The 18,598-nt window shown below is 68.3% G+C and carries 20 protein-coding genes; 11 read left to right on the forward strand and 9 right to left on the reverse strand.

The genetic code is table 11. The annotated features are described in order from the left end of the window. The first annotated feature begins 119 nt into the window (after positions 1-119). The 3 genes from pstC to pstB are packed head-to-tail and all read left to right on the forward strand — an operon-like array spanning position 120 to position 2,744. Positions 120-1,037, forward strand: a complete 918-nt coding sequence (gene pstC, locus AC0685_RS04450) for a phosphate ABC transporter permease subunit PstC (protein WP_016338002.1) — start codon at positions 120-122, stop codon at positions 1,035-1,037. 2 nt (positions 1,038-1,039) lie between these two features. Next, a complete protein-coding gene (gene pstA, locus AC0685_RS04455) occupies positions 1,040-1,957 on the forward strand; it encodes a phosphate ABC transporter permease PstA (protein WP_478224258.1) in 918 nt (305 codons plus the stop codon). 10 nt (positions 1,958-1,967) lie between these two features. Further along, the gene (gene pstB / locus AC0685_RS04460) at positions 1,968-2,744 is read left to right on the forward strand and encodes a phosphate ABC transporter ATP-binding protein PstB (protein WP_005152681.1); all 777 of its coding nucleotides are present in this window, start codon (positions 1,968-1,970) and stop codon (positions 2,742-2,744) included. A 141-nt stretch (positions 2,745-2,885) separates the two neighbouring features. Here the strand turns inward: pstB and phoU are convergent, their stop codons facing one another. The 5 genes from phoU to AC0685_RS04485 form a co-directional block, all read right to left on the reverse strand. Next, a complete protein-coding gene (phoU, locus tag AC0685_RS04465; protein WP_034312635.1) occupies positions 2,886-3,548 on the reverse strand; it encodes a phosphate signaling complex protein PhoU in 663 nt (220 codons plus the stop codon). Between the two features lie 81 nt (positions 3,549-3,629). Further along, on the reverse strand, positions 3,630-5,033 hold the full coding sequence (locus AC0685_RS04470) for an LCP family protein (protein WP_478224463.1): 1,404 nt from the start codon (positions 5,031-5,033) through the stop codon (positions 3,630-3,632). A 799-nt stretch (positions 5,034-5,832) separates the two neighbouring features. After that, positions 5,833-6,561: a GGDEF domain-containing protein gene (locus tag AC0685_RS04475; RefSeq protein WP_478224259.1), complete on the reverse strand. Its 729-nt coding sequence runs from the start codon at positions 6,559-6,561 to the stop codon at positions 5,833-5,835. 65 nt (positions 6,562-6,626) lie between these two features. Continuing rightward, a complete protein-coding gene (gene idi, locus AC0685_RS04480) occupies positions 6,627-7,229 on the reverse strand; it encodes an isopentenyl-diphosphate Delta-isomerase (RefSeq protein ID WP_478224260.1) in 603 nt (200 codons plus the stop codon). A 67-nt stretch (positions 7,230-7,296) separates the two neighbouring features. Beyond that, positions 7,297-8,130, reverse strand: coding sequence for an alpha/beta fold hydrolase (locus tag AC0685_RS04485; RefSeq protein ID WP_478224261.1), 834 nt, complete (start codon positions 8,128-8,130; stop codon positions 7,297-7,299). 122 nt (positions 8,131-8,252) lie between these two features. Between AC0685_RS04485 and AC0685_RS04490 the strand changes: the two genes are divergently transcribed. Then, positions 8,253-8,537 carry a hypothetical protein gene (locus AC0685_RS04490; protein WP_478224262.1) on the forward strand — a complete coding sequence of 95 codons (285 nt, stop codon included), beginning with the start codon at positions 8,253-8,255 and terminating at the stop codon, positions 8,535-8,537. A 52-nt stretch (positions 8,538-8,589) separates the two neighbouring features. On the opposite strand, the gene dusB is transcribed toward AC0685_RS04490, so the two are convergent. Further along, positions 8,590-9,726, reverse strand: a complete 1,137-nt coding sequence (dusB, locus tag AC0685_RS04495) for a tRNA dihydrouridine synthase DusB (protein WP_478224263.1) — start codon at positions 9,724-9,726, stop codon at positions 8,590-8,592. Positions 9,727-9,752: 26 nt separating this feature from the next. Then, positions 9,753-10,001, reverse strand: a complete 249-nt coding sequence (locus tag AC0685_RS04500) for a hypothetical protein (RefSeq protein ID WP_478224264.1) — start codon at positions 9,999-10,001, stop codon at positions 9,753-9,755. A gap of 198 nt (positions 10,002-10,199) precedes the next feature. Here AC0685_RS04500 and AC0685_RS04505 point away from each other — a divergent pair, with 198 nt between their 5' ends. The 4 genes from AC0685_RS04505 (at position 10,200) to AC0685_RS04520 (ending at position 14,092) form a co-directional block, all read left to right on the forward strand. Further along, on the forward strand, positions 10,200-10,733 hold the full coding sequence (locus AC0685_RS04505) for a hypothetical protein (RefSeq protein WP_478224265.1): 534 nt from the start codon (positions 10,200-10,202) through the stop codon (positions 10,731-10,733). A gap of 133 nt (positions 10,734-10,866) precedes the next feature. Beyond that, positions 10,867-11,625, forward strand: a complete 759-nt coding sequence (gene uppS, locus AC0685_RS04510; RefSeq protein ID WP_478224266.1) for a polyprenyl diphosphate synthase — start codon at positions 10,867-10,869, stop codon at positions 11,623-11,625. Between the two features lie 72 nt (positions 11,626-11,697). Next, positions 11,698-13,647, forward strand: a complete 1,950-nt coding sequence (locus tag AC0685_RS04515; protein WP_478224267.1) for a DUF2339 domain-containing protein — start codon at positions 11,698-11,700, stop codon at positions 13,645-13,647. A 43-nt stretch (positions 13,648-13,690) separates the two neighbouring features. Further along, positions 13,691-14,092 carry a TIGR03667 family PPOX class F420-dependent oxidoreductase gene (locus AC0685_RS04520; protein ID WP_478224268.1) on the forward strand — a complete coding sequence of 134 codons (402 nt, stop codon included), beginning with the start codon at positions 13,691-13,693 and terminating at the stop codon, positions 14,090-14,092. Here the strand turns inward: AC0685_RS04520 and AC0685_RS04525 are convergent. After that, positions 14,089-14,640 carry a superoxide dismutase gene (locus tag AC0685_RS04525; RefSeq protein ID WP_478224269.1) on the reverse strand — a complete coding sequence of 184 codons (552 nt, stop codon included), beginning with the start codon at positions 14,638-14,640 and terminating at the stop codon, positions 14,089-14,091. The genes AC0685_RS04520 and AC0685_RS04525 overlap by 4 nt on opposite strands. A gap of 83 nt (positions 14,641-14,723) precedes the next feature. On the opposite strand from AC0685_RS04525, the gene AC0685_RS04530 reads away from it, so the two are divergent. Both AC0685_RS04530 and AC0685_RS04535 read left to right on the forward strand, forming a co-directional pair. Further along, positions 14,724-15,686 carry a DMT family transporter gene (locus tag AC0685_RS04530; RefSeq protein ID WP_478224270.1) on the forward strand — a complete coding sequence of 321 codons (963 nt, stop codon included), beginning with the start codon at positions 14,724-14,726 and terminating at the stop codon, positions 15,684-15,686. Continuing rightward, on the forward strand, positions 15,631-16,095 hold the full coding sequence (locus tag AC0685_RS04535) for a DUF6328 family protein (RefSeq protein ID WP_478224271.1): 465 nt from the start codon (positions 15,631-15,633) through the stop codon (positions 16,093-16,095). Before AC0685_RS04530 ends, AC0685_RS04535 begins: the two co-directional genes overlap by 56 nt. Here the strand turns inward: AC0685_RS04535 and AC0685_RS04540 are convergent, their stop codons facing one another. Beyond that, positions 16,096-16,623, reverse strand: a complete 528-nt coding sequence (locus AC0685_RS04540; RefSeq protein ID WP_478224272.1) for a hypothetical protein — start codon at positions 16,621-16,623, stop codon at positions 16,096-16,098. It abuts the gene before it with no gap. A gap of 78 nt (positions 16,624-16,701) precedes the next feature. On the opposite strand from AC0685_RS04540, the gene AC0685_RS04545 reads away from it, so the two are divergent. Then, the gene (locus tag AC0685_RS04545; protein ID WP_478224273.1) at positions 16,702-18,516 is read left to right on the forward strand and encodes a LamG-like jellyroll fold domain-containing protein; all 1,815 of its coding nucleotides are present in this window, start codon (positions 16,702-16,704) and stop codon (positions 18,514-18,516) included. Positions 18,517-18,598 lie beyond the last annotated feature (82 nt).

Here is an 18,598-nt window from a genome sequence, read left to right on the forward strand (position 1 = left end):
ACCCCGGTGGGCGTTCTGGCGTCCGCGAGACCTTCACGGAGGACCCGATTTCGGAGCAATCTGCCGCGTCACCGCCCGAGAAGTCCTCGGTGCGACTCGCGAGCCCCAATTCCAGGACGGTGCGACCCGGTGACCGCATCTTCCAGATCCTGACCACCGGAGCCGGCGTCTTCGTCGTCTCGCTGATCGGCCTGATCGGGTTGTTCCTGCTGGTGCAGGCCATTCCGGCGCTGCAGGCCGACAACGTGAACTTCCTGACCAGCCAGGTCTGGCAGACCACCCCGGACGACATGCGCTTCGGGATCATGGGCCTGCTGCTGGTCACGGTGTACTCGTCCCTGCTGGCGCTGATCATCGCGATGCCGATCTCGCTCGGGATCGCCCTCTTCCTCACCCAGTACGCGCCGAAGCGGCTGGCGCGGCCGTTCGCGTACGTGATCGACCTGCTCGCCGCGGTCCCCTCGATCATCTACGGCCTGTGGGGCCTGATGGTCTTCGCGCCCGCGATCGAGCCCTTCTCCCAGTGGGTCAACGACACCTTCTCGTGGATCCCGCTCTTCGCGGCGGGCAACGTCTCGCCGGACCTGCGCGGCACCATCTTCACCGCGGGCATCGTGCTGGCCGTGATGATCCTGCCGATCATCACCTCGCTGTCCCGTGAGGTGTTCGAGCGGACCCCGACCCCGCATATCGAGGGCGCGCTGGCGCTGGGCGCCACCCGCTGGGAGGTCATCCGCACCACGGTGCTCCCGTTCGGCAAGGCGGGCTACATCGGCGCTTCGATGCTCGGCCTCGGCCGCGCGCTCGGCGAGACGATCGCGCTCGCGATCATCCTGACCGGCGCGGTCGGCCGCGAGTTCACCTGGAGCCTCTTCGACGGCGGCGCCACGTTCGCCTCGAAGATCGCGGCGGACTACGCGGAACTCAACAACGAGATCTCGGCGGGCGCGTACATCGCGGCGGGTCTCGTGCTGTTCCTGCTGACGCTCGTCGTCAACTTCATCGCGCGATCCGTCATCGCCAAGAAGGGGGACTGAGCATGTCCACCACGCTCGAGAAGACCCCCGCCACCACCCCCGCCTTCCAGCAGGTCAGCATGGCCAGGAAGGTCAAGAACGGCTTCGCCACGGCGCTGATCTGGCTGTCGTTCCTGATCGCCGTCGTGCCGCTGGTGTGGCTGCTCGCCACCGTGGTCATCAACGGTGTCAAGCGGATCCCCTACAGCAACTGGTGGACCGAGGACTTCGGCTCGGTTTTGTCGGACGAGGTCGGCGGCGGCGTGGCCCACGCCGTCATCGGCTCGGTGCTGCAGGGCCTGGTCTGCGCGATCATCGCGGTGCCGATCGGCATGCTGGTCGCGATCTACCTGGTCGAATACGGCCGCGGCAAACTCGCGAAGATCACCACGTTCATGGTGGACATCCTCTCCGGTGTCCCCTCGATCGTCGCGGCGCTGTTCGTCTACGCCCTGTGGATCACCACCTTCGGCCTCCCGCGCAGCGGTTTCGCCGTGTCGCTGGCCCTGGTGCTGCTGATGATCCCGGTGGTCGTGCGCTCCTCGGAGGAGATGCTGCGGATCGTCCCGGACGACCTGCGCGAAGCCTCCTACGCGCTCGGCGTGCCGAAGTGGAAGACGATCATGAAGATCGTCCTGCCGACCGCGCTGTCCGGCATCATCGGCGGCATCATGATGGCGCTCGCCCGGGTCATGGGCGAGACCGCGCCGCTGCTGGTCCTCGTGGGCTACTCGGCCTACGTGAACTGGGACATCTTCGGTGGCGAGCAGGCCGCTTTGCCGCTTCTGATGAACAACGAACGGGTCAGCAACCCGTTCGACGAAGGTACCGTCGCGTTCGACAGGATCTGGGGTGCGGCGCTCACCCTGGTACTGATCATCGCGATCGTGAACCTCCTCGCCATGCTCTTTGCCCGTCTTGTCGCCCCGAAGAAGAAGTGAGCTGTTTGAGATGGCCAAACGAATCGACGTCAAAGACGTGGACATCTACTACGGCAAATTCCACGCCGTGGACGGCGTCACCCTCTCGGTGCCGCCGCGGAACGTCACCGCGTTCATCGGCCCGTCGGGCTGCGGCAAGTCGACCGTCCTGCGCACGCTGAACCGCATGCACGAGGTCATCCCCGGCGCCCGCGTCGAGGGTGAGGTGCTGCTCGACGGCGAGGACATCTACGGCGCCGGGGTCGACCCGGTGCAGGTCCGCCGCACGATCGGCATGGTGTTCCAGCGGCCCAACCCGTTCCCGACGATGTCCATCCGCGACAACGTCGTGGCCGGGCTGCGCCTGGGCGGCACCAAGGGCAAGAAGGAGCTCGACGAGGTCGCCGAGCGCGCCCTGCGCGGCGCGAACCTGTGGAACGAGGTCAAGGACCGGCTGAACAAGCCGGGCGGCGGCCTCTCCGGTGGTCAGCAGCAGCGGCTCTGCATCGCGCGGGCGATCGCCGTGCGGCCCGACGTGCTGCTGATGGACGAGCCGTGCTCCGCGCTCGACCCGATCTCGACGCTCGCCATCGAGGACCTGATCGGTGAGCTCAAGAAGGAGTACACGATCGTCATCGTGACGCACAACATGCAGCAGGCGGCGCGGGTGTCGGACCAGACCGCGTTCTTCAACCTGGCGGGCGTCGGCCAGCCGGGGCGCCTGGTGGAGCTGAACGACACCGAGAAGATCTTCTCGAACCCGGACGAGAAGGCGACCGAGGACTACATCTCGGGCCGCTTCGGCTGAGTCGGGTGGTCGTGAGTGGCGATTCGGGTTAGAACCCGAATCGCCACTCACGACCCACGTGAGGCCCGGCGCTGACGTGACGAAGGGGCCCTTCACCGCGTGAGATGCGGTGAAGGGCCCCTTGGCTCCAGAGCGAAGTGCCTACAGCTCGTCGGGTCCGTAGCCGGGCATCTTGCCGGTCACCACGAAGATCATCCGGCGCGCGACCGAGACGGCGTGGTCGGCGAAGCGCTCGTAGAAGCGGCCCAGCAGCGTGACGTCCACCGCCGCGGCGACGCCGTGGTCCCAGTTCCGGTCCATGATGACCGTGAACAGGTGCTTGTGGATCTCGTCGACCTCGTCGTCGTCCGACTCGATCGTGCGGGCGGCCTCGACGTCCTTGGACTTGATGACCTGCTCGACCTGGCGGGCCAGGTTCACCCCGACCTCGCCCATCTTGGCGAAGTCGGCCTTCACCTCGTCGGGCAGCACGGGATCCGGGTGACGGCGGCGCGCGGCCTTGGCCACGTGCAGGGCCAGATCGCCCATCCGCTCCAGGCTCTCCGCCGCGTGGATCGCGGCGAGGACGGTCCGCAGGTCGGTCGCGACGGGTGCCTGCAGGGCCAGCAGCGCGTACGCCTGCTCCTCGCATTCGGCGCGCGCGTCGTCGACCTTCGCGTCGTCGCTGATCACCTGCTCGGCGAGTCCGAGATCGACCTCGAGCAACGCCCGGGTCGCCCGCTCCATCGCGTCGGCGACCTGGAGTGACATGCTCGCTAGGTTCTCGGCGAGCTGTTCGAGTTCGACATGGTAAGCCTCACGCATGGCCCAACCCTACGCCGGAACTGGGGTCAAAAGCCGCATCCCAGAGTGAACCCGACGTGAACCCGGACTAACGAATGATCCTCAGCCTGAGCTGCTGCTCTTCTTGGCGCCGCCGGACTTGGCGGAGCTGGTCGGAGTGGACGCCGTTTCGCCGGCGGGAGGCGCCGGCGCCTTCTCTTCCAGCGGGGTGTTGTTGATCAGCGCGTCGAAGACGGCCTTCGCCTTGCTCTGGACCAGCACCTCGTTGCCGCGTTTGTTCGCCTCTTCGGTGGTGGGCACGGTCAGGAACTTGACCTTGTCCGATCCCATCCCGCGCATCGACTTCGCCAACGTCATCATCTGCTTGATGCCGAGGTTCTCGCCGAAGGTGGCCTTGGCGAACGCGTCGATGAACCCGCTGAGCTTGCCGGTGTCCAGGATGACTTCCTTCGACATCACGGTCTTCAGCAACGCGCCGAGGAAGGCCTGCTGCCGTTTGATCCGGCCGTAGTCCGACGTAGGGTCGCCCTTGACGTGCCGCGCCCGGACGTAGTTCAGCGCCTGGTCGCCGGAGATCCGCACCTCGCCCGCCTGCGGGATGATCATGCCGAGCGTGGTGTCGTCGACCGGCTTCTCGTTGTACACGGTGACGCCCTGCACGGCGTCGACCATGGATTTGAAGCCGTTGAAGTCGATCCCGACGAAGTGGTTCATCTTCATGCCGGTGATCTGCTGGATGACCTTCGTGACGCACTGCGGGCCGCCGACCGCGTAGGCGGTGTTCAGCTTCGCGATCTTCTGCGCCGGCGCGGACTCTTCCGAGTACGACGACGTCGCCGGGTCCCAGCGCTTGCATTCGGGACGGCTGATCTCGAGGTCGCGCGGGAAGGACACCATGACGACCCGCTGCCGGTCGGCGGGGACGTGCGCGATCATGACCGTGTCCGAACGGGCGCCCGGGGTGCCGTCGGCGTCGCCGACGCCGTCTTCGGCGGCCGCGCCGTCACGACTGTCGGAACCGACCATCAGGAAGTTCTCGTCGCCGGTCTGGCCGGCGGCGTCCTGGATGTCGGCCGAGTCTTCGTCGAGCGAAGCGACGGTGTTGAACTTCGCGTCGAACCAGGTCTGGGCGCCCCACGCCGAACCGATGGAGAGGAACACGAGCGCGGCGACCACGGCGGCGGCGATCCGGCCCGCCTTGGCCGTCTGCCTGGTCTTGCGTTCCTTCTTCTCCTGCAGACGGGTCTGCGGCGCCGATTCCTCGGCGGCTTCCGCGGGTGCGGAATCGGTGGTCGTGACCACCCGCTGCAGTGCCGTGCGGGTCTGCTCCAGCAGCGCGGCGGGGCGGGCGGCGAGCCGTTCGCGGCGCTCGCGTTTCTTGGCCTCTTCGGCCTCGAGTTCGTCGTGCGCGGCGGAGAACCGGGCCAGCGTGTGGTCGATCTTGCGCTTGGTGATCGTCGCGTCGTCGATCGCCTCGAGCTCGTCGGTCATCGTGAGCCGGTCCATCTCGGACCTCGGCGGGACCGGCACCTGCTGCACCGGCCGCTGCACCGGGCGGCGGGGACGACGCGGGGACGGCGGTGCCGCGGGCTGCTGCTGCGCGCCCGGGTTCACCAACGGCGGACGGCGCTGAGTCGGCGCTTCGGGGCTGGGCGCGGCCTGTGAGGTGCGGCGCGGCTGGCGCGCACGAGGCGGACGCGGGGTCTCGGCCGGTTGCGGGTTCCGCGGTGGCATCTGTGCCCGCGGCGTGGCGGGTTTGGCCGCGCGAGGCGCGGGCGCCGGGTTTTCGACGGGAGCAGCCGGACGACGCGGCGCGGGCGGCTCCGTCCGGGCGGCGCGAGCACCGGGTCTCGGAGGCTCGGACGCCGGTTCGCTCTGCCGGAGTCGGCGTGGAGCGGGCGCCTCGGCGGTGGGATCGAAGACCGGGCGTTCACCGGTGTGACGTGCGACGACGTCGGAAACGCTGATCCCGCCGTGGGTGTCCATCGAGCGTCGCCGTGCCCTGCGGCCGCGCTCACCGGCGCTTCTGTCGGTGTGACTGTGGCGACCGGTCCCCGGGTTGTGGTGCTCGTCGGGCACTCGGTCTCCTTTCACGACTCGTCGAAGCTCTTTCGTTATCGTACGGACACCTCGGGTTCGTGACGACAACCATCCCGGAATTTTCTTCACTCAAGGTACCGAGAAGCGCCGAACGGTCCATGCGATCGGGTGAGCGGTCGTGGTTAAAGCTGCGTTAAAAGGTGCGAAACCACTACGCAGAGTGCGACGCTTACTGTGTGAGTGGCGGCGAGTGGCCAGTGAGTGGCTAGGCGCCGGCCGACTCGGCCGCGTTCAGCGGCTGCGGAATCGTCCGTGATGATTCTTCGTCCTGATAGGCCACTTTGTTTCGCCCGGCCCGTTTCGCCATATACAACAAAGCGTCGGCGCTGCGCAACTGCCGTTCCGGTTCCGCCGCGATATCCGGTTCCGCGCGGCTTTCGTGCGCGAGTCCCACGCTGATCGTCACGGCGAGGCCGGGACGGATCCGGCGCCACGGATGGCGGGCCACCCGGATACGGGCGGTGTCGGCGATGCGCACGGCGCGGGCGGCGTCGACGTCGGGGATGACGAGCGCGAACTCCTCGCCGCCGTAGCGGGCGCAGAACGCCTCCGGCGGGAGCCCCTGCTGCAGGAGGTCGGCCACCTCGCGGAGCACGCGGTCGCCGACCAGATGCCCGAAAGTGTCGTTGACGTCCTTGAACAGGTCGAGGTCGACCAAGGCGATGGCGACGCCGGGCGGGCCGCGGTGGTCGACGGCTGGGCCGTGGAGCCACTGATCGAGGTAGCGGCGGTTGTAACTGGACGTCAGGGTGTCCCGCAGGCTGCCTGCCCTGGCGAGGTCCAAAGCGGATTTGAGGTGGTGGTACGCGCGGCGCCAATCACCCTGTGTAGCGAGGACTCGCGCGATCGACTCATGCAAAGTGAGCAGATCGGTGGTCGGCGCGCCCGATGGGAGCGCGGCCTCGTCGTCGGCTGCCACGCTCACCTCCGCCACGAATTGGTTTTCGTCGTATAGGAGGGATCTCTTGAGGTATGAGTACGGGCCAAAGCGAATATCGCTCAAGAGGACGACGGCTCGGCGTCATTGTCACGCACCGGAGTGCCGTTCTGTAAGGACGAAAACGGCTCCGCGTCTTTGAGCTGCGAAAACTGATCTTTCGCCCAGTAACTCACGTCAGTCACATCGTCATTCAGCAACAGTGCGTAATCATTCCAGCTCAGCCAGCGCCAGTCGCCGACCTCGTCCGGATGCGGTTCCGGATCTTCGTCGACCCAGGCGACGAAGACCGGGCAGAACTCGTTCTCGACCACGCCTTCGAACGGTGGCGTCGAGTAGCGATAGGAAGGGAGGACACACCTGAGCCCGTTCAGCCGGGACAAGCCGAGTTCGAAGGCGGCCCGGCGCCGGACGGCCTCCTCGATCGGTTCACCCGGTGCGGGATGCCCGCAGACACTGTTGGTCCACACCCTCGGCCACACCTTCTTGGTGGCGGCGCGGCTGGTGATCAGCAGGGCCTGGTCGCTGCTGCGCAACAGATAGCAGGAGAAGGCCAGATGCAGCCGGGTGTTCTCGTGGTGGGCGGCCAGTTTGGGCGCTGTTTCGCCGGTCGGCTCACCGTCCTCGGTGACGTAGACGATGCGTTCGGTGTCCACTTCGGTCATGTTGTTCACCGGCCCCACTGAACCAGCAGGCTCGCTGTAACCGGTACCGCGACCAGAGTTACCCCTGTTAGTGGGACGAAAGGTGCTCCACGAGCAAAGAAGTGACGGCCTCGGGCGCCTCTTCCACCACCCAATGCGAGACGTCCTCGATCATCTCGAAGCGGTACGGGCCGGTGACCCGGTTCGCGGTGTCGAGCGCGGCCGTCGAGCCGAAGGCGGCGTCCTCGGTGCTCCAGATGTAGAGCGTCGGCACCTCGATCGGGCCGATCTTCCCACCGGGGCGGCCGGCGCGGTACCAGTTGAGCGCGGCGGTCAGCGCGCCCGGTTCGGACAGACGCCGGACGTACTCGTCGACCTTGCTCGGCGACACCTTCCAGTCGAACATGCGGCGCAGCGCGTCGGCGTTGTTCTCGAGCATCCGCCGTTCGGTGACCCGGGTCTGCCGCCATTCGGTCATGTACGCCGACCGGAGATGCTGGTCCTCGTCGGTCTTCATGGCCTCCGCCAGCGCCGCCGGATGCGGCGTCGAAATCACGGCGAGACTCCGGAGCCTGCCCGGATGCGCGTCGGCCGTCCACCACGCGACAGCGCCGCCCCAGTCGTGTCCGACAAGATCGAATTCTTTCCACCCCAAGCGATCCGCGATCGCGATGACGTCGCCGACGAGGTCGTCGATCCCGTACTCGGACGCCTGTTCCGGCCGGACGTCCGGGGAGTAGCCGCGCTGATCCGGGGCCACCGCGCGATAGCCGAGCACGCCGAGCGTCGCGACCTGGTGCTCCCATTCCACCGCGGCTTCGGGAAACCCGTGCAGCAGCAGGACAGGGCGGCCGTCTTCGGGGCCCGCCGCGATGGCGTCGAAGGAACCGGCCGCGGTGGGGATGCTCAGCTGCTCGATCACGACGCCGACTTTACGGGCCTCCGGTTTCCGGCAGGCGGCAAGGGATTGACGAGGAGGGTTCCTTGATCGTCTAATAACGCGGCGGTCGATGCCCGGCCGCACTGGGGAAACTGGGGTAACACATGTCGAACAATTGGAGGCGCCGGCTCGCCGTCGGCGCCGCTTCAGTCGCGCTCGCGGGCGGCATCGGTATCACCGCGGCGAATGTCGCGGTGGCCGAAGAGGCACCGGTCTCGGTCGCCGGGGTCTGTGACGGGAATCCTGGCTGTCAGCTCGGGCCGTATTCCAGCCTGAACAGTTGCCAGATCGAGCAGAGCAACATGGCCCGGTACTACACGATCACCATGCGGTGTTTCGAGGTCGACACCGGCCAGTGGAAGTTCGCCTACAAGACCAGGGGCACCTGAGTCGTGAAAGAAAACGCTCCCGCCGGTCCGACCGGCGGGAGCGTTTTTCGTTTCAGCCCCCCGAGTGCATGTCCTCGGCCTCGGGGACGCAGTCGTCGTCCGGGTCGTCGAGCCAGCCGTGCGGCAGCGTGACCTTGCCCGGCGAACCCTGCCGCCCGCGCGGCCCGGTGGCCGCGCTGGGGAAGGGCGCGTCGTGGTCGAGCTTGGCGATGAGATCGTCGAGCTGGTCCATGCTGGACAACATCGCGAAGCCGCGGCGAAGCTCGGAGCCGACCGGGAAACCCATGAAGTACCAAGCCATGTGCTTGCGGATGTCGCGCATGGCCTTGTCGTGGCCGTCGTGCTCGACGAGCAGTTCCGTGTGGCGGCGCAGCACCTTCGCGACCTCACCGAGGTTCGGCGGCGTCGGCTGCGGGCGCCCGGCGAAGGCGGCTTCCAGTTCGCCGAACAGCCACGGCCTGCCCAGGCAACCGCGGCCGACCACGACACCGTCGCAGCCGGTCTCGTCGACCATGCGCAACGCGTCCTCGGCGGAGAAGATGTCGCCGTTGCCGAGCACCGGAATGCTGGTGACCGCTTCCTTGAGGGCCGCGATCTTCGTCCAGTCGGCCTGTCCGGAGTAACGCTGCGCGGCGGTGCGCGCGTGCAGGCTGACCGCCGCCGCGCCCTCCGCCTCGGCGATCCGCCCGGCGTCGAGGTAAGTGAGGTGGTCGTCGTCGATGCCCACCCGGAACTTGACCGTGAACGGCACCCCCGCCTCGGCCGCGGCCTTCGCCGACTCACGCACGATGTCCGCGAACAGCTTGCGCTTGAACGGCAACGCCGCGCCGCCGCCCTTGCGCGTCACCTTCGCCACCGGGCAGCCGAAGTTGCTGTCGATGTGGTCGGCGAGCCCCTCGCCGGTGATGATGCGGACGGCCTCGGCCATGGTCTTGGGGTCGACCCCGTAAAGCTGCATGGACCTGGGCTTTTCGTTCTCGCCGAAGGTCATCATGTGCATCGTGCCGGGGTGGCGCTCGACCACCGCGCGGGCGGTGATCATCTCGCAGACGTAGATGCCGGCGCCGTACTCCTGGCACAGCTGCCGGAACGCGACGTTCGTGATGCCCGCCATGGGAGCGAGCACGACCGGCGGATCGACCTCGTAGGGGCCGATCTTCAGGCTGGGCTTGCGCAGGGTGGCTGTCACGTCTCCATTGTCGCCTGTGGTGTCTGTCACTCGCAGGTGGGCTGGTCACCGTGGCCGATCTCCTCGCCGCGAGGGGCGATAACGGTCCACTTCATCTGCCCGTCGGGGTAGGTCCCGTCGATATAGGTCAAGCGGCCGGCGACGACCACGCCCGTGTGTTTCGGCGATCTCAGCTCGATGCGCAGACGGTGGAAGCGGTACTTCTCGTTCTCGACTGCCACGTCTTCGTCTCTCCACACGGTCAGCCCGGGAAAGTGGAGGTCGTCGAAGTGCACTGTGCGAACGCCTTCGGAGTAGAGCTCGACAGGCCGTCGGTGAGCCCGTGCCGTGACTGTGTGGATTTTGGGACGTCAGATGTCCCAAAATCCACACGGTGGCCGAGTGTTCACACGATCCGCGCGGTCTTGCGGCAACGCGAATCCGGGCGCCGGACCGTACCTATCGAGCCGGGCGGGAATCCCTAGGCTCGGCGGATGTCCGTGCTGCAGGCCTTCGCCGACGAATCGTTCAGGGAAGACGACGACGGTGGTTTCTACGTACTCGCGGCCGCGGTCCTGCCCGTCGAACGGCATGCCGAACTGCGCAAGGCCATGCTGGACATGAGGGCCGAACGCACGGGGAAGCTGCACTGGAACGTCTTGGCCGATGCTCAGAAGCGAGGGGTCGTCAAACAGGTCGCCGACTTCGAGGAACTGCACCTGGTGGCGGTGGGTACTCCGGTGCCGGTGCGACGCCAGGAACGTGGCCGTTCCCTGTGTATGCAGCGACTGGTGATGGAGTTGCACCTACTCGACGTCGGCCTTTTGGTCGCTGAAGGCCGCACAGCCCAACTTGACGCCCGGGTCGGCACGTTCGTGGCGCGGACGAGCCGCTGTTGTGGATTCCGGACATCGTCGCCGGGGCTGTCCGCGCTCGAAGACAAGGATTCCCCGACTACGCCGACCAACTGGCCACGTGTGCGATCGAGCTGGAGGTCGACACACGTGCCTGATCCCGGATATGCGTAAGGCCAGGGTCCCGGTATTCCCCGGGTGCACCTGGCCCTGCGACTCGTGTGATGCCCACGGCGTCACACTCCGCGTCCAGCGTAGCTCATGAGCGTTCAGCGCGCCGACCCCCGATTTCGGTAGCTTCGCCTCCATGAGCGTCCGGACCAGACTCGACGACCTCTACGCCCGACGGCTCCGCGCCCGCCTCCGCCGAGGCCCGCTGCCGCGGCACGTCGGCGTGATCATCGACGGCAATCGTCGCTGGGCCCGTGCGATGGGGTTCGAGGACGTCCGTGAGGGGCATCGGCACGGCGCCCGTCACATCGCCCGGTTGATGACGTGGTGCGAAGGCCTCGGTATCGGGCACGTGACGGTGTACCTCGCTTCGGTCGACAACCTGACGAAGCGCGCGTCGCCGGAGATGGCCTTCTTGATGCAGGTGATCGAGGACGTCGTCCGTGACCGGCTCACCGCGCCGGGTGCGAACTGGCGTGTCGTTCCCGTGGGGCGTCTCGACATGCTGCCGTCGTCCACGGCCGAAGTGCTGAAGCAGGCCGAAGAGGACACTCGCGGTGCGACGGGGCCTGAGCTGACTCTCGCCATCGGGTACGGAAGCCGCGAGGAGATCGTCGACGCCGTACGCGATCTCGTGCTCGAAGGGGCCGCGGACGGCAAGCCCCTGGTGGAGATCGCGGAGTCCGTTTCCGTGGACGCCCTTTCCGCGCATCTGTACACAGTGGGCAGTCCCGATCCGGACCTGATCATCCGGACCAGCGGCGAGGTCCGGCTGTCCGGATTCCTGCTTTGGCAGGCGAAGGATTCCCAGCTGTACTTCTGCGACGCCAACTGGCCGGGCTTCCGGTACATCGACCTTCTGCGAGCCCTCCGGGTGTGGGCCCGATCGCGATGATCTCGCAGGTCGCGACCACATCGTCATCACGATTGAGTAGTGCTACGGATCCATCCGGGGTCCTCAGGCCGCATGCTGATCGCCATGACCACCGATGGGGATGTGCTCCTCAGGCTCGCCGGGGAGATCGACGACCTTGGGGCCCGCCTCGCGCGGGTCGGCACGGAGCTGCGGACCGTCCAGTCCGCGGCGGGGCCGCAGCACGAAGAGGCGCCTGAGCAGGCGCCCCAAAAGCAGGCCGAAGAGGCGCAGCAGCCGCAAGCCGAGCAGCCCGAGGCCCAGCAGAAACCGCAGCCGCAAGCCGAGCAGCCCCAGGCCCAGCAGGCCCCGCAGCAGCCGTACCCTCACCCTCCGTACCAGCAGCACCCGCAGTACGCCCACTACCAGCAGCAATACCAGCAGGCTCAGTACCAGCAGGCCCAGTACGCGCAATGGCAGCAGCAGTACCGCCAGCAGTATCAGCAGCCCTACCGCCCGTACCAGCCTGCCCCGAAGGTGTCGCTCGCCGAGAAGCTGGGCAAGGAAGGCGCCGGCAGCAGACTGCTGGCCTGGATCGGCGGCGCGGTCACGTTGCTCGGCATCGTGCTGTTCCTCGTGCTCGCGATCCAGCGTGGCTGGTTCGGCCCGTTGCCGCGGGTGATCGGCGGTGCCGTGCTCGGCGCGGCGCTGGTCGGGATCGGGCTTCGCCTGCACCGCACGCCGGCCGGCCGCACGGGCGCGTTCGCGCTCGCCGCGACCGGGATCGGCGCGCTGTACCTCGACGCCATCGCCGCGACGACGATGTACGAGTACCTGCCGTCCTACGCCGGTCTCGCGATCGGGCTCCTGATCGCGGTCGGCGGGTTGCTGCTGGCCGTGCGGTGGAAGTCGTCGCTGCTCGCGACGGCCGTCGTGCTCGGCTGCGTGGTCTGCGCGCCGATCATCACGCAGGGTTTCACCCCGCAGCTGGTCGCGTTCCTGCTCGTGGTCCAGGTCGCTTCGACGCCGGTGCAGCTGCGCCAGTCGTGGCCGTCGGTCGCGGTCGCGGCCGGGATCCCGCCGCTGGTCGCGTCGGTCTTCAGCACGGCGTTCGCCGGTCTCGGCGGCAGCACGGCCAACACCGCCGCCGCGCTGGCCGCGGGAGGCGTGGGACTCGCGCTGGCCCTGATCGTCACCGCCAAGCGGCCGGGGGACGCCGCCGCGCTCGCCCTGCTCGCCGTCGCCCCCGCGCCTTCGCTGCTCGCCGCGTTGTTCCTGCCGAAGACCCCGGCCGTGCTCGTCACGGCTTCGGTCGCGCTGGTGCTGCTCGCGGTGTGGGCGGCCGGACAGTGGCTCGACGGCTGGACGGGTGACCTCGCGGGCGCCGCCGGGCTGGTCGCGGCTCTCCAGACGACGATGACGCTGTTCGACGGCAGTGCCCGTTCGGCGATCCTCATCGGCGAAGGGGTCTTGCTGGCACTGGTCGCGCTGTGGACGAAGAAGCACGTGGCGCTCTTCGGCGGGCTGGGCTTCACTGTCATCGGCGGCATGATCGCGCTGGTCTTCGACGTCCCGCCGACGCTCTTCTTCCTGATCCGGAACCGTCCGGACGCCGACCTCGCCGCCGCCTTCCTGGTGGCCCTCGCCATCCTGGCCGTCTCGATCACGCTTCCGTGGGTCGCGCACCGGCTCGGGCTGTTCAAGGCCGCGGCGGAGAACGTGGTGCCGTGGCTCTTCGCCGGGGTCTGCGGGCTCTACGGCGCGGGCGCGATGGTGCTGTGCGGCGCGATGCTGGCCGTTCCCGGCCGCTCGGGGTTCCTGGTCGGCCACGTGGTGATCACGGTGTCCTGGACGGTCGCCGCGCTCGTGCTGCTCGTCCGCGGCATCTCCGCGGTCAACCTGCGGGTGATCGGCTTCGTGCTGGTCGGCGCGGCGGTGCTGAAGCTGGTGCTGTTCGACCTCGCCGCGCTGGACGGCCTGGCCAGGGTCGCCGCCTTCCTCATCGCCGGCCTGGTGCTGCTCGGCGCCGGGACGCGGTACGCGAAACTCGTCGCGTCCCGCTGAGCGGACGAGGAAGAAATGCCGCCGGGTCGTGGTTGGTCGGTTCATGAGCTACCGACCCGACCCACGGCTCGCCGAGCGGGCGAAGGAGAACGTCGCCTGGCTGACCACGATCAGCCCGAAGGGACGCCCTTCGCCCCGCCCGGTGTGGTTCGTGCTCGACGGTGACGACTTCATCGTCTTCAGCCAGCCGGACACGGCGAAGACCCGGCACATCGAGGCCAACCCCGAGGTGAGCCTCCACTTCAACAGCGACGAGCACGGGGGCTCGATCCTGGTGATCGGCGGCAAGGCCGAGATCCTGCCGGACGGTCTCGCGTCGGAGCAGCCGGGCTTCCTCGAAAAGTACGAGAAGCACTATCCGGCGATCGACTACGACGTCCCGAAATTCGACCGGGAGTACCACGTCCGGATCAGGATCCGGCCCGAACGGACCTGGGGGTTCTAGAAGCCGACGGTCACGCAGGCCAGCCGGGCCCCCGCGGTCCCGGCGTGGCCCGGGTGGGTGTGCGTATGCGTTTCGTGGATCACGATGGAGTTCGCGCGCCGGTCGGTGAACGTCCAGTCCACTTTGGACACGGCGGCGCCGCGGCCGGTGGCGTCGGTGGTGAGGTCGAGCCAGATCTCGTTGCGGGGGTTGGCGTAGGCCGGGTCCACCGACGGCTTCACCGGGTCTTCGACGTTCTGGTAGTGCGGTCCGGCGAGGTCGCCGGTGGCGCCGCACGGCTTCGTGTGGGCGTGGGCACCGTATTCACGGTTCGGCAGCAGGCCGGTCACGAGGATCGCGGTCGAGGTGCCGAGATGCTTGGACGTCAACCCGAAGACGTGCGCGCGGGCGCCGGGCGGCACCAGTTCGGGTTTGTAGCTCGTGAGACCGCTCTTGGCGGTGATCACGTGGACGCGGGAGCCGGGGACGGCGGTGGCCGGTCCGGCGCCGGCGGTCAGGGCCAGTGCGGCCGCGGACAGGACAAGCGAGAGTGCGGGGACGGGGCGCATGCCCCTTGCCTAGTCCGCATGAATCGGACACGCCAGAGTGGTCACTCGGTCGGGCGATCATTCTCGAACTATGGGCAGGGTAAGTGAGTACAAATCCTCCGGATCGCACCTGGCTGGTCGCGGTCGCCGCCGCTCTTTGGGGTACCGACGGGCTTTTGCGCCTCCCGCTCGCCGAGGCGCTTCCGGCGGCCACGGTCGTCTTCTGGGAGCACTTGCTGGTGGTGCTCGTGCTGAGCCCCTTCATTCCCGGCGCCGTCCGGGCGCTGCGCCGGACCGGCCCGCGGGAATGGCTGGCCGTGCTCGCCATCGGCGGCGGGTCTTCCGCGCTCGCGACGGCGATGTTCACCGCGGCCTTCAAACTGGGCGACCCCGTGACGCCGTTGGTGCTGCAGAAGCTCCAGCCGGTGTTCGCCGTGCTGGCGGCGTATTTCGTGCTCCGTGAGCGGGTCCGTCCGGGGTACGCCTTGTTCGCGATCCCGGCGCTGCTCGGTGCCTGGCTGCTGGCCTTCAAGGATCCGCTGAACATCCAGGTCGCCGCGGCGAAGGCGGCGCTGCTGGCGATCGGCGCGGCCGCGTTGTGGGCGGCGGGCACGGTGCTCGGACGACTGCTCTCCACCGAACTGGCGCCGAAGGAGGTCACCACGCTGCGCTTCACGGTCGGGCTCCCGGTCGCGGCGGGGATCGTGGCGTACCAGGGCGGTCAGTTCGCGGTCGGCTGGGACAACGCGCTCGGACTCGCTCTGCTCGCGCTGGTCCCCGGCCTGCTGGCGCTGAGCCTGTATTACGTGGGCCTGCGGTCGACGCCCGCGGCCAGGGCGACGCTGGCCGAGCTGGCGTTCCCCGTCACGGCCGCGGTCATCGGCGTATTGTGCTTGAACGCCGATTTGTCGGGTACTCAGTGGCTGGGCCTCGCCGTTGTGGTCGTGTCAGTGACGTCGCTCGGCTGGCACGAAAAGGTCAGGCGTCAACCGATGGTCCTGGAGCCGCTGAATGGTCGAGCACACCGGCGAGACGAAGAACGAACGCCTGACCCGCAACGTCAGTGAGCTCCTGCAGGAGCTGCGGGTCGCGCAGGCCGGTGTCCAGATCCTCTTCGGTTTCCTGCTCACGGTGGTGTTCACCGACGAGTTCCACGGTGCGAGCGGGTTCGAGAAATCCGTCCACCTGACGGCGGTCCTGCTCACGGTCTGTTCGACGGTGCTGCTGACGGCGCCCGCCGCGTGGCACCGGCTGCTGTTCCGCACCGGGAACCGTGAGCGGATCCTCACCGTCGGCAACCGTTCCGTCCTGGTCGGGCTCGGCTGTCTCGCGGCCGCCATCACGACGACCGTCGCGCTCATCGCCAAGGTCGTCTTCGGCCCGATCGCGATGACGATCCTCGGAGTGGTGACGGTGGTGCTGTTCGTCGTCATGTGGTTCGTGGTGCCGAAGAAGATCGACCGCAACGGCGACTGATCACCGGCCCGTGCGCACCGGGGTGCTTTCGGGCAGGCCGAACGCGGCGGCGGACACGGACTTCGGGTCGTCCGGGCTCGCGCCGCCGAGCACCCGGCGGGCGCCGACCCACGAGAACATCTCCTTGACCGAAGGCGAGTAGCCCGCCCCGTCCTTCGCGACCCGCCGGTCGAGCACGCGGTATCCGCCGGGCGTCCGCTCCACGCGGTAGACCATCGGCTGCCGCCGGAATCCGCCGTGCGTGACGAGACCGTCGCCCTCTTTCGCGACCTCGTCGCAGCTCGCTACCAGGCCGATCTTGACGAGGTCGCCGTCCGGCCTGGTCTCGATCACCTTCTGCGTGCACACCCAGCGGATTCCCGCGTCCCGGGAACCGGCGAACGCGCGCAGATGCTCGTCGATTCCGGGCAGCGCCTCCCTCGCGACGGCGTCGTCCACCGACGGCATCTCGTCCACGATCCACCAGCCTGCCGCGGCCACCACCACACCGACCCCGGCGAGCACGGGCCAGCGTTTGACGTTCCCCATGGGACGAAGCTACCGAGCGGGGCAAGTGTTCATCCGCGGTTGGCGGACGCGTTGCCTCCGCGACCGTAGGTTGCGGCCGTGAACGACTCATCCAGACGGACCTTCCTGCGCGGCGCGGGCCTGCTCGGCGCCGGCGCGGCGGTCTCCGCGTTACCCGCGCTAGGTGCACCCGCGGCTTCGGCGACCTTCGGCCATCACGGCCCGGACTTCGAAGACGGCCGCTTCACCCTCGCGGTGCTGCCCGACACCCAGTACCTCTTCGACGCCGACCGCGGTGACCCCGCGCCGTTGGACGCCACCCTGCGGTACGTCACCGGCGGCGACGAGAACATCGTCTTCCTGGCGCATCTCGGCGACCTCACCGAGAACGGGCGGCCCGGCGAGTTCGAGCAGATCAGCCGCTCGTTCCAGCACCTGGACCGGCGCCGCTTCCCGTACAGCACGCTGGCGGGCAACCACGACATCAAGTCCTCCACCGACGACCAGCGCGGCCGCACGCCGTACCTGGACGCGTTCGGGCCGCACCGGCAGCGGGGTTCGCGGACCTTCCGCGGCGCGAGCCCGGACGGCTACAACAGCCACCACGTCTTCCGTGCGGGCGGACGTGAGTGGCTGCTGCTCGCGCTCGACTGGCGGCCGTCGGCGGGCGGGCTGGAATGGGCACGCTCGGTGCTCGCGCGGAATCCGCGGCTCCCGGCCATCCTGACCATCCATGAATTGGTATGGGCCGACGAGGCCGGACAGGCGCGGTTCTCGGAGTTCGGGCAGAAGGTGTGGGACGAGCTGATCGCCGGGAACGACCAGATCTTCCTGACACTCAACGGGCACTTCTGGCCGCCGGGACGCGCGGTCAGGCGGAACCACGCGGGCCACGACGTCCATCTGCACATCACGAACTACCAGGACCGCTACTACGGCGGCAGCGCGATGATCCGGCTCTACCGGTTCGACCTGGCGCGGAACGTGATCGACGTCCGCACCGTCTCGCCGTGGCTGGCGGACCAGGCGCCGCGGCTGAACGAGCTGCAACGGCGGGAGATCGAACGCACCGGTCCGGCGGACTACTTCAGCCTGGAGATCGACTTCGAGACGAGGTTCGCCGGGTTCGCGCCGGTTCCGGTGCCGCCCGCGCGGCCGGCCGAACGGCAACTGATCCGCGGGACCGTGGCCTATTGGCGGTTCGAAGGCCGGGACGGCGCGCCCGTAGACGGTATTCGTGACCTTTCGGGCCGGGGCAACGACCTGGTCCGGGTGACCCTGCCCGACAGCGCGCCCGAGGCGTTGCGATTCTCCGGCGAGTTCTCCGGACGGCAGCCGTCGAGGTCGAGCCTGCGGTTCGAGGGCGGCAAGAAACCGGCTCGCGGCGGGTATCTGCGCACGGCGGACTCCGCGCCGATGAACGCGGAGACGTTCGCGCGCGGCTACACCGTCGAGGCGTTCGTCAAGCTGCCCGCGGATTTCAAGGACGGGAAGCACGCCTGGGCCGCGATCTTCGGCAGGCAGGGCGCCGGCGGTAAGGCAGGCAAGACCGGCGACGATCCCGGCGAGCCTTCGGCCACACTGTCCCTTTCGGACGGTGCGGCGTTCCAGTGGGCGGTGTTCCCGGTGAACCAGAACGGGATCTCGACCTGCTGGGGGCACGAACTGACGCTGGAGGAGTGGATCCACGTCGCGGCGGTCAACGACGGCAGGCGGACGACGCTCTACGTCGACGGCTGCCCGGTGCTGCGGAACCCGAAGACGCCGGCCGCGGGGATCGCGAACCCCGGTGGCTCGTGGCTGATCGGCGCCTACGCCTACGACTCGATCGTCGAGCAGGCGTTCCACGGCTGGCTCGGCGACGTCCGGGTGGTCGGGCGGGCGCTGGACCCCCGCGAGTTCATGCTCGGCTGAGCGGATCGTGCGCGGTAATGGCGGATGTTCGTCCCCATTATCGCGCACGATCGTTTCCCGGGGAATACCGGGTCCCTCTTGA

The sequence above is a fragment of the Amycolatopsis sp. NPDC043889 genome (assembly GCF_056435645.1).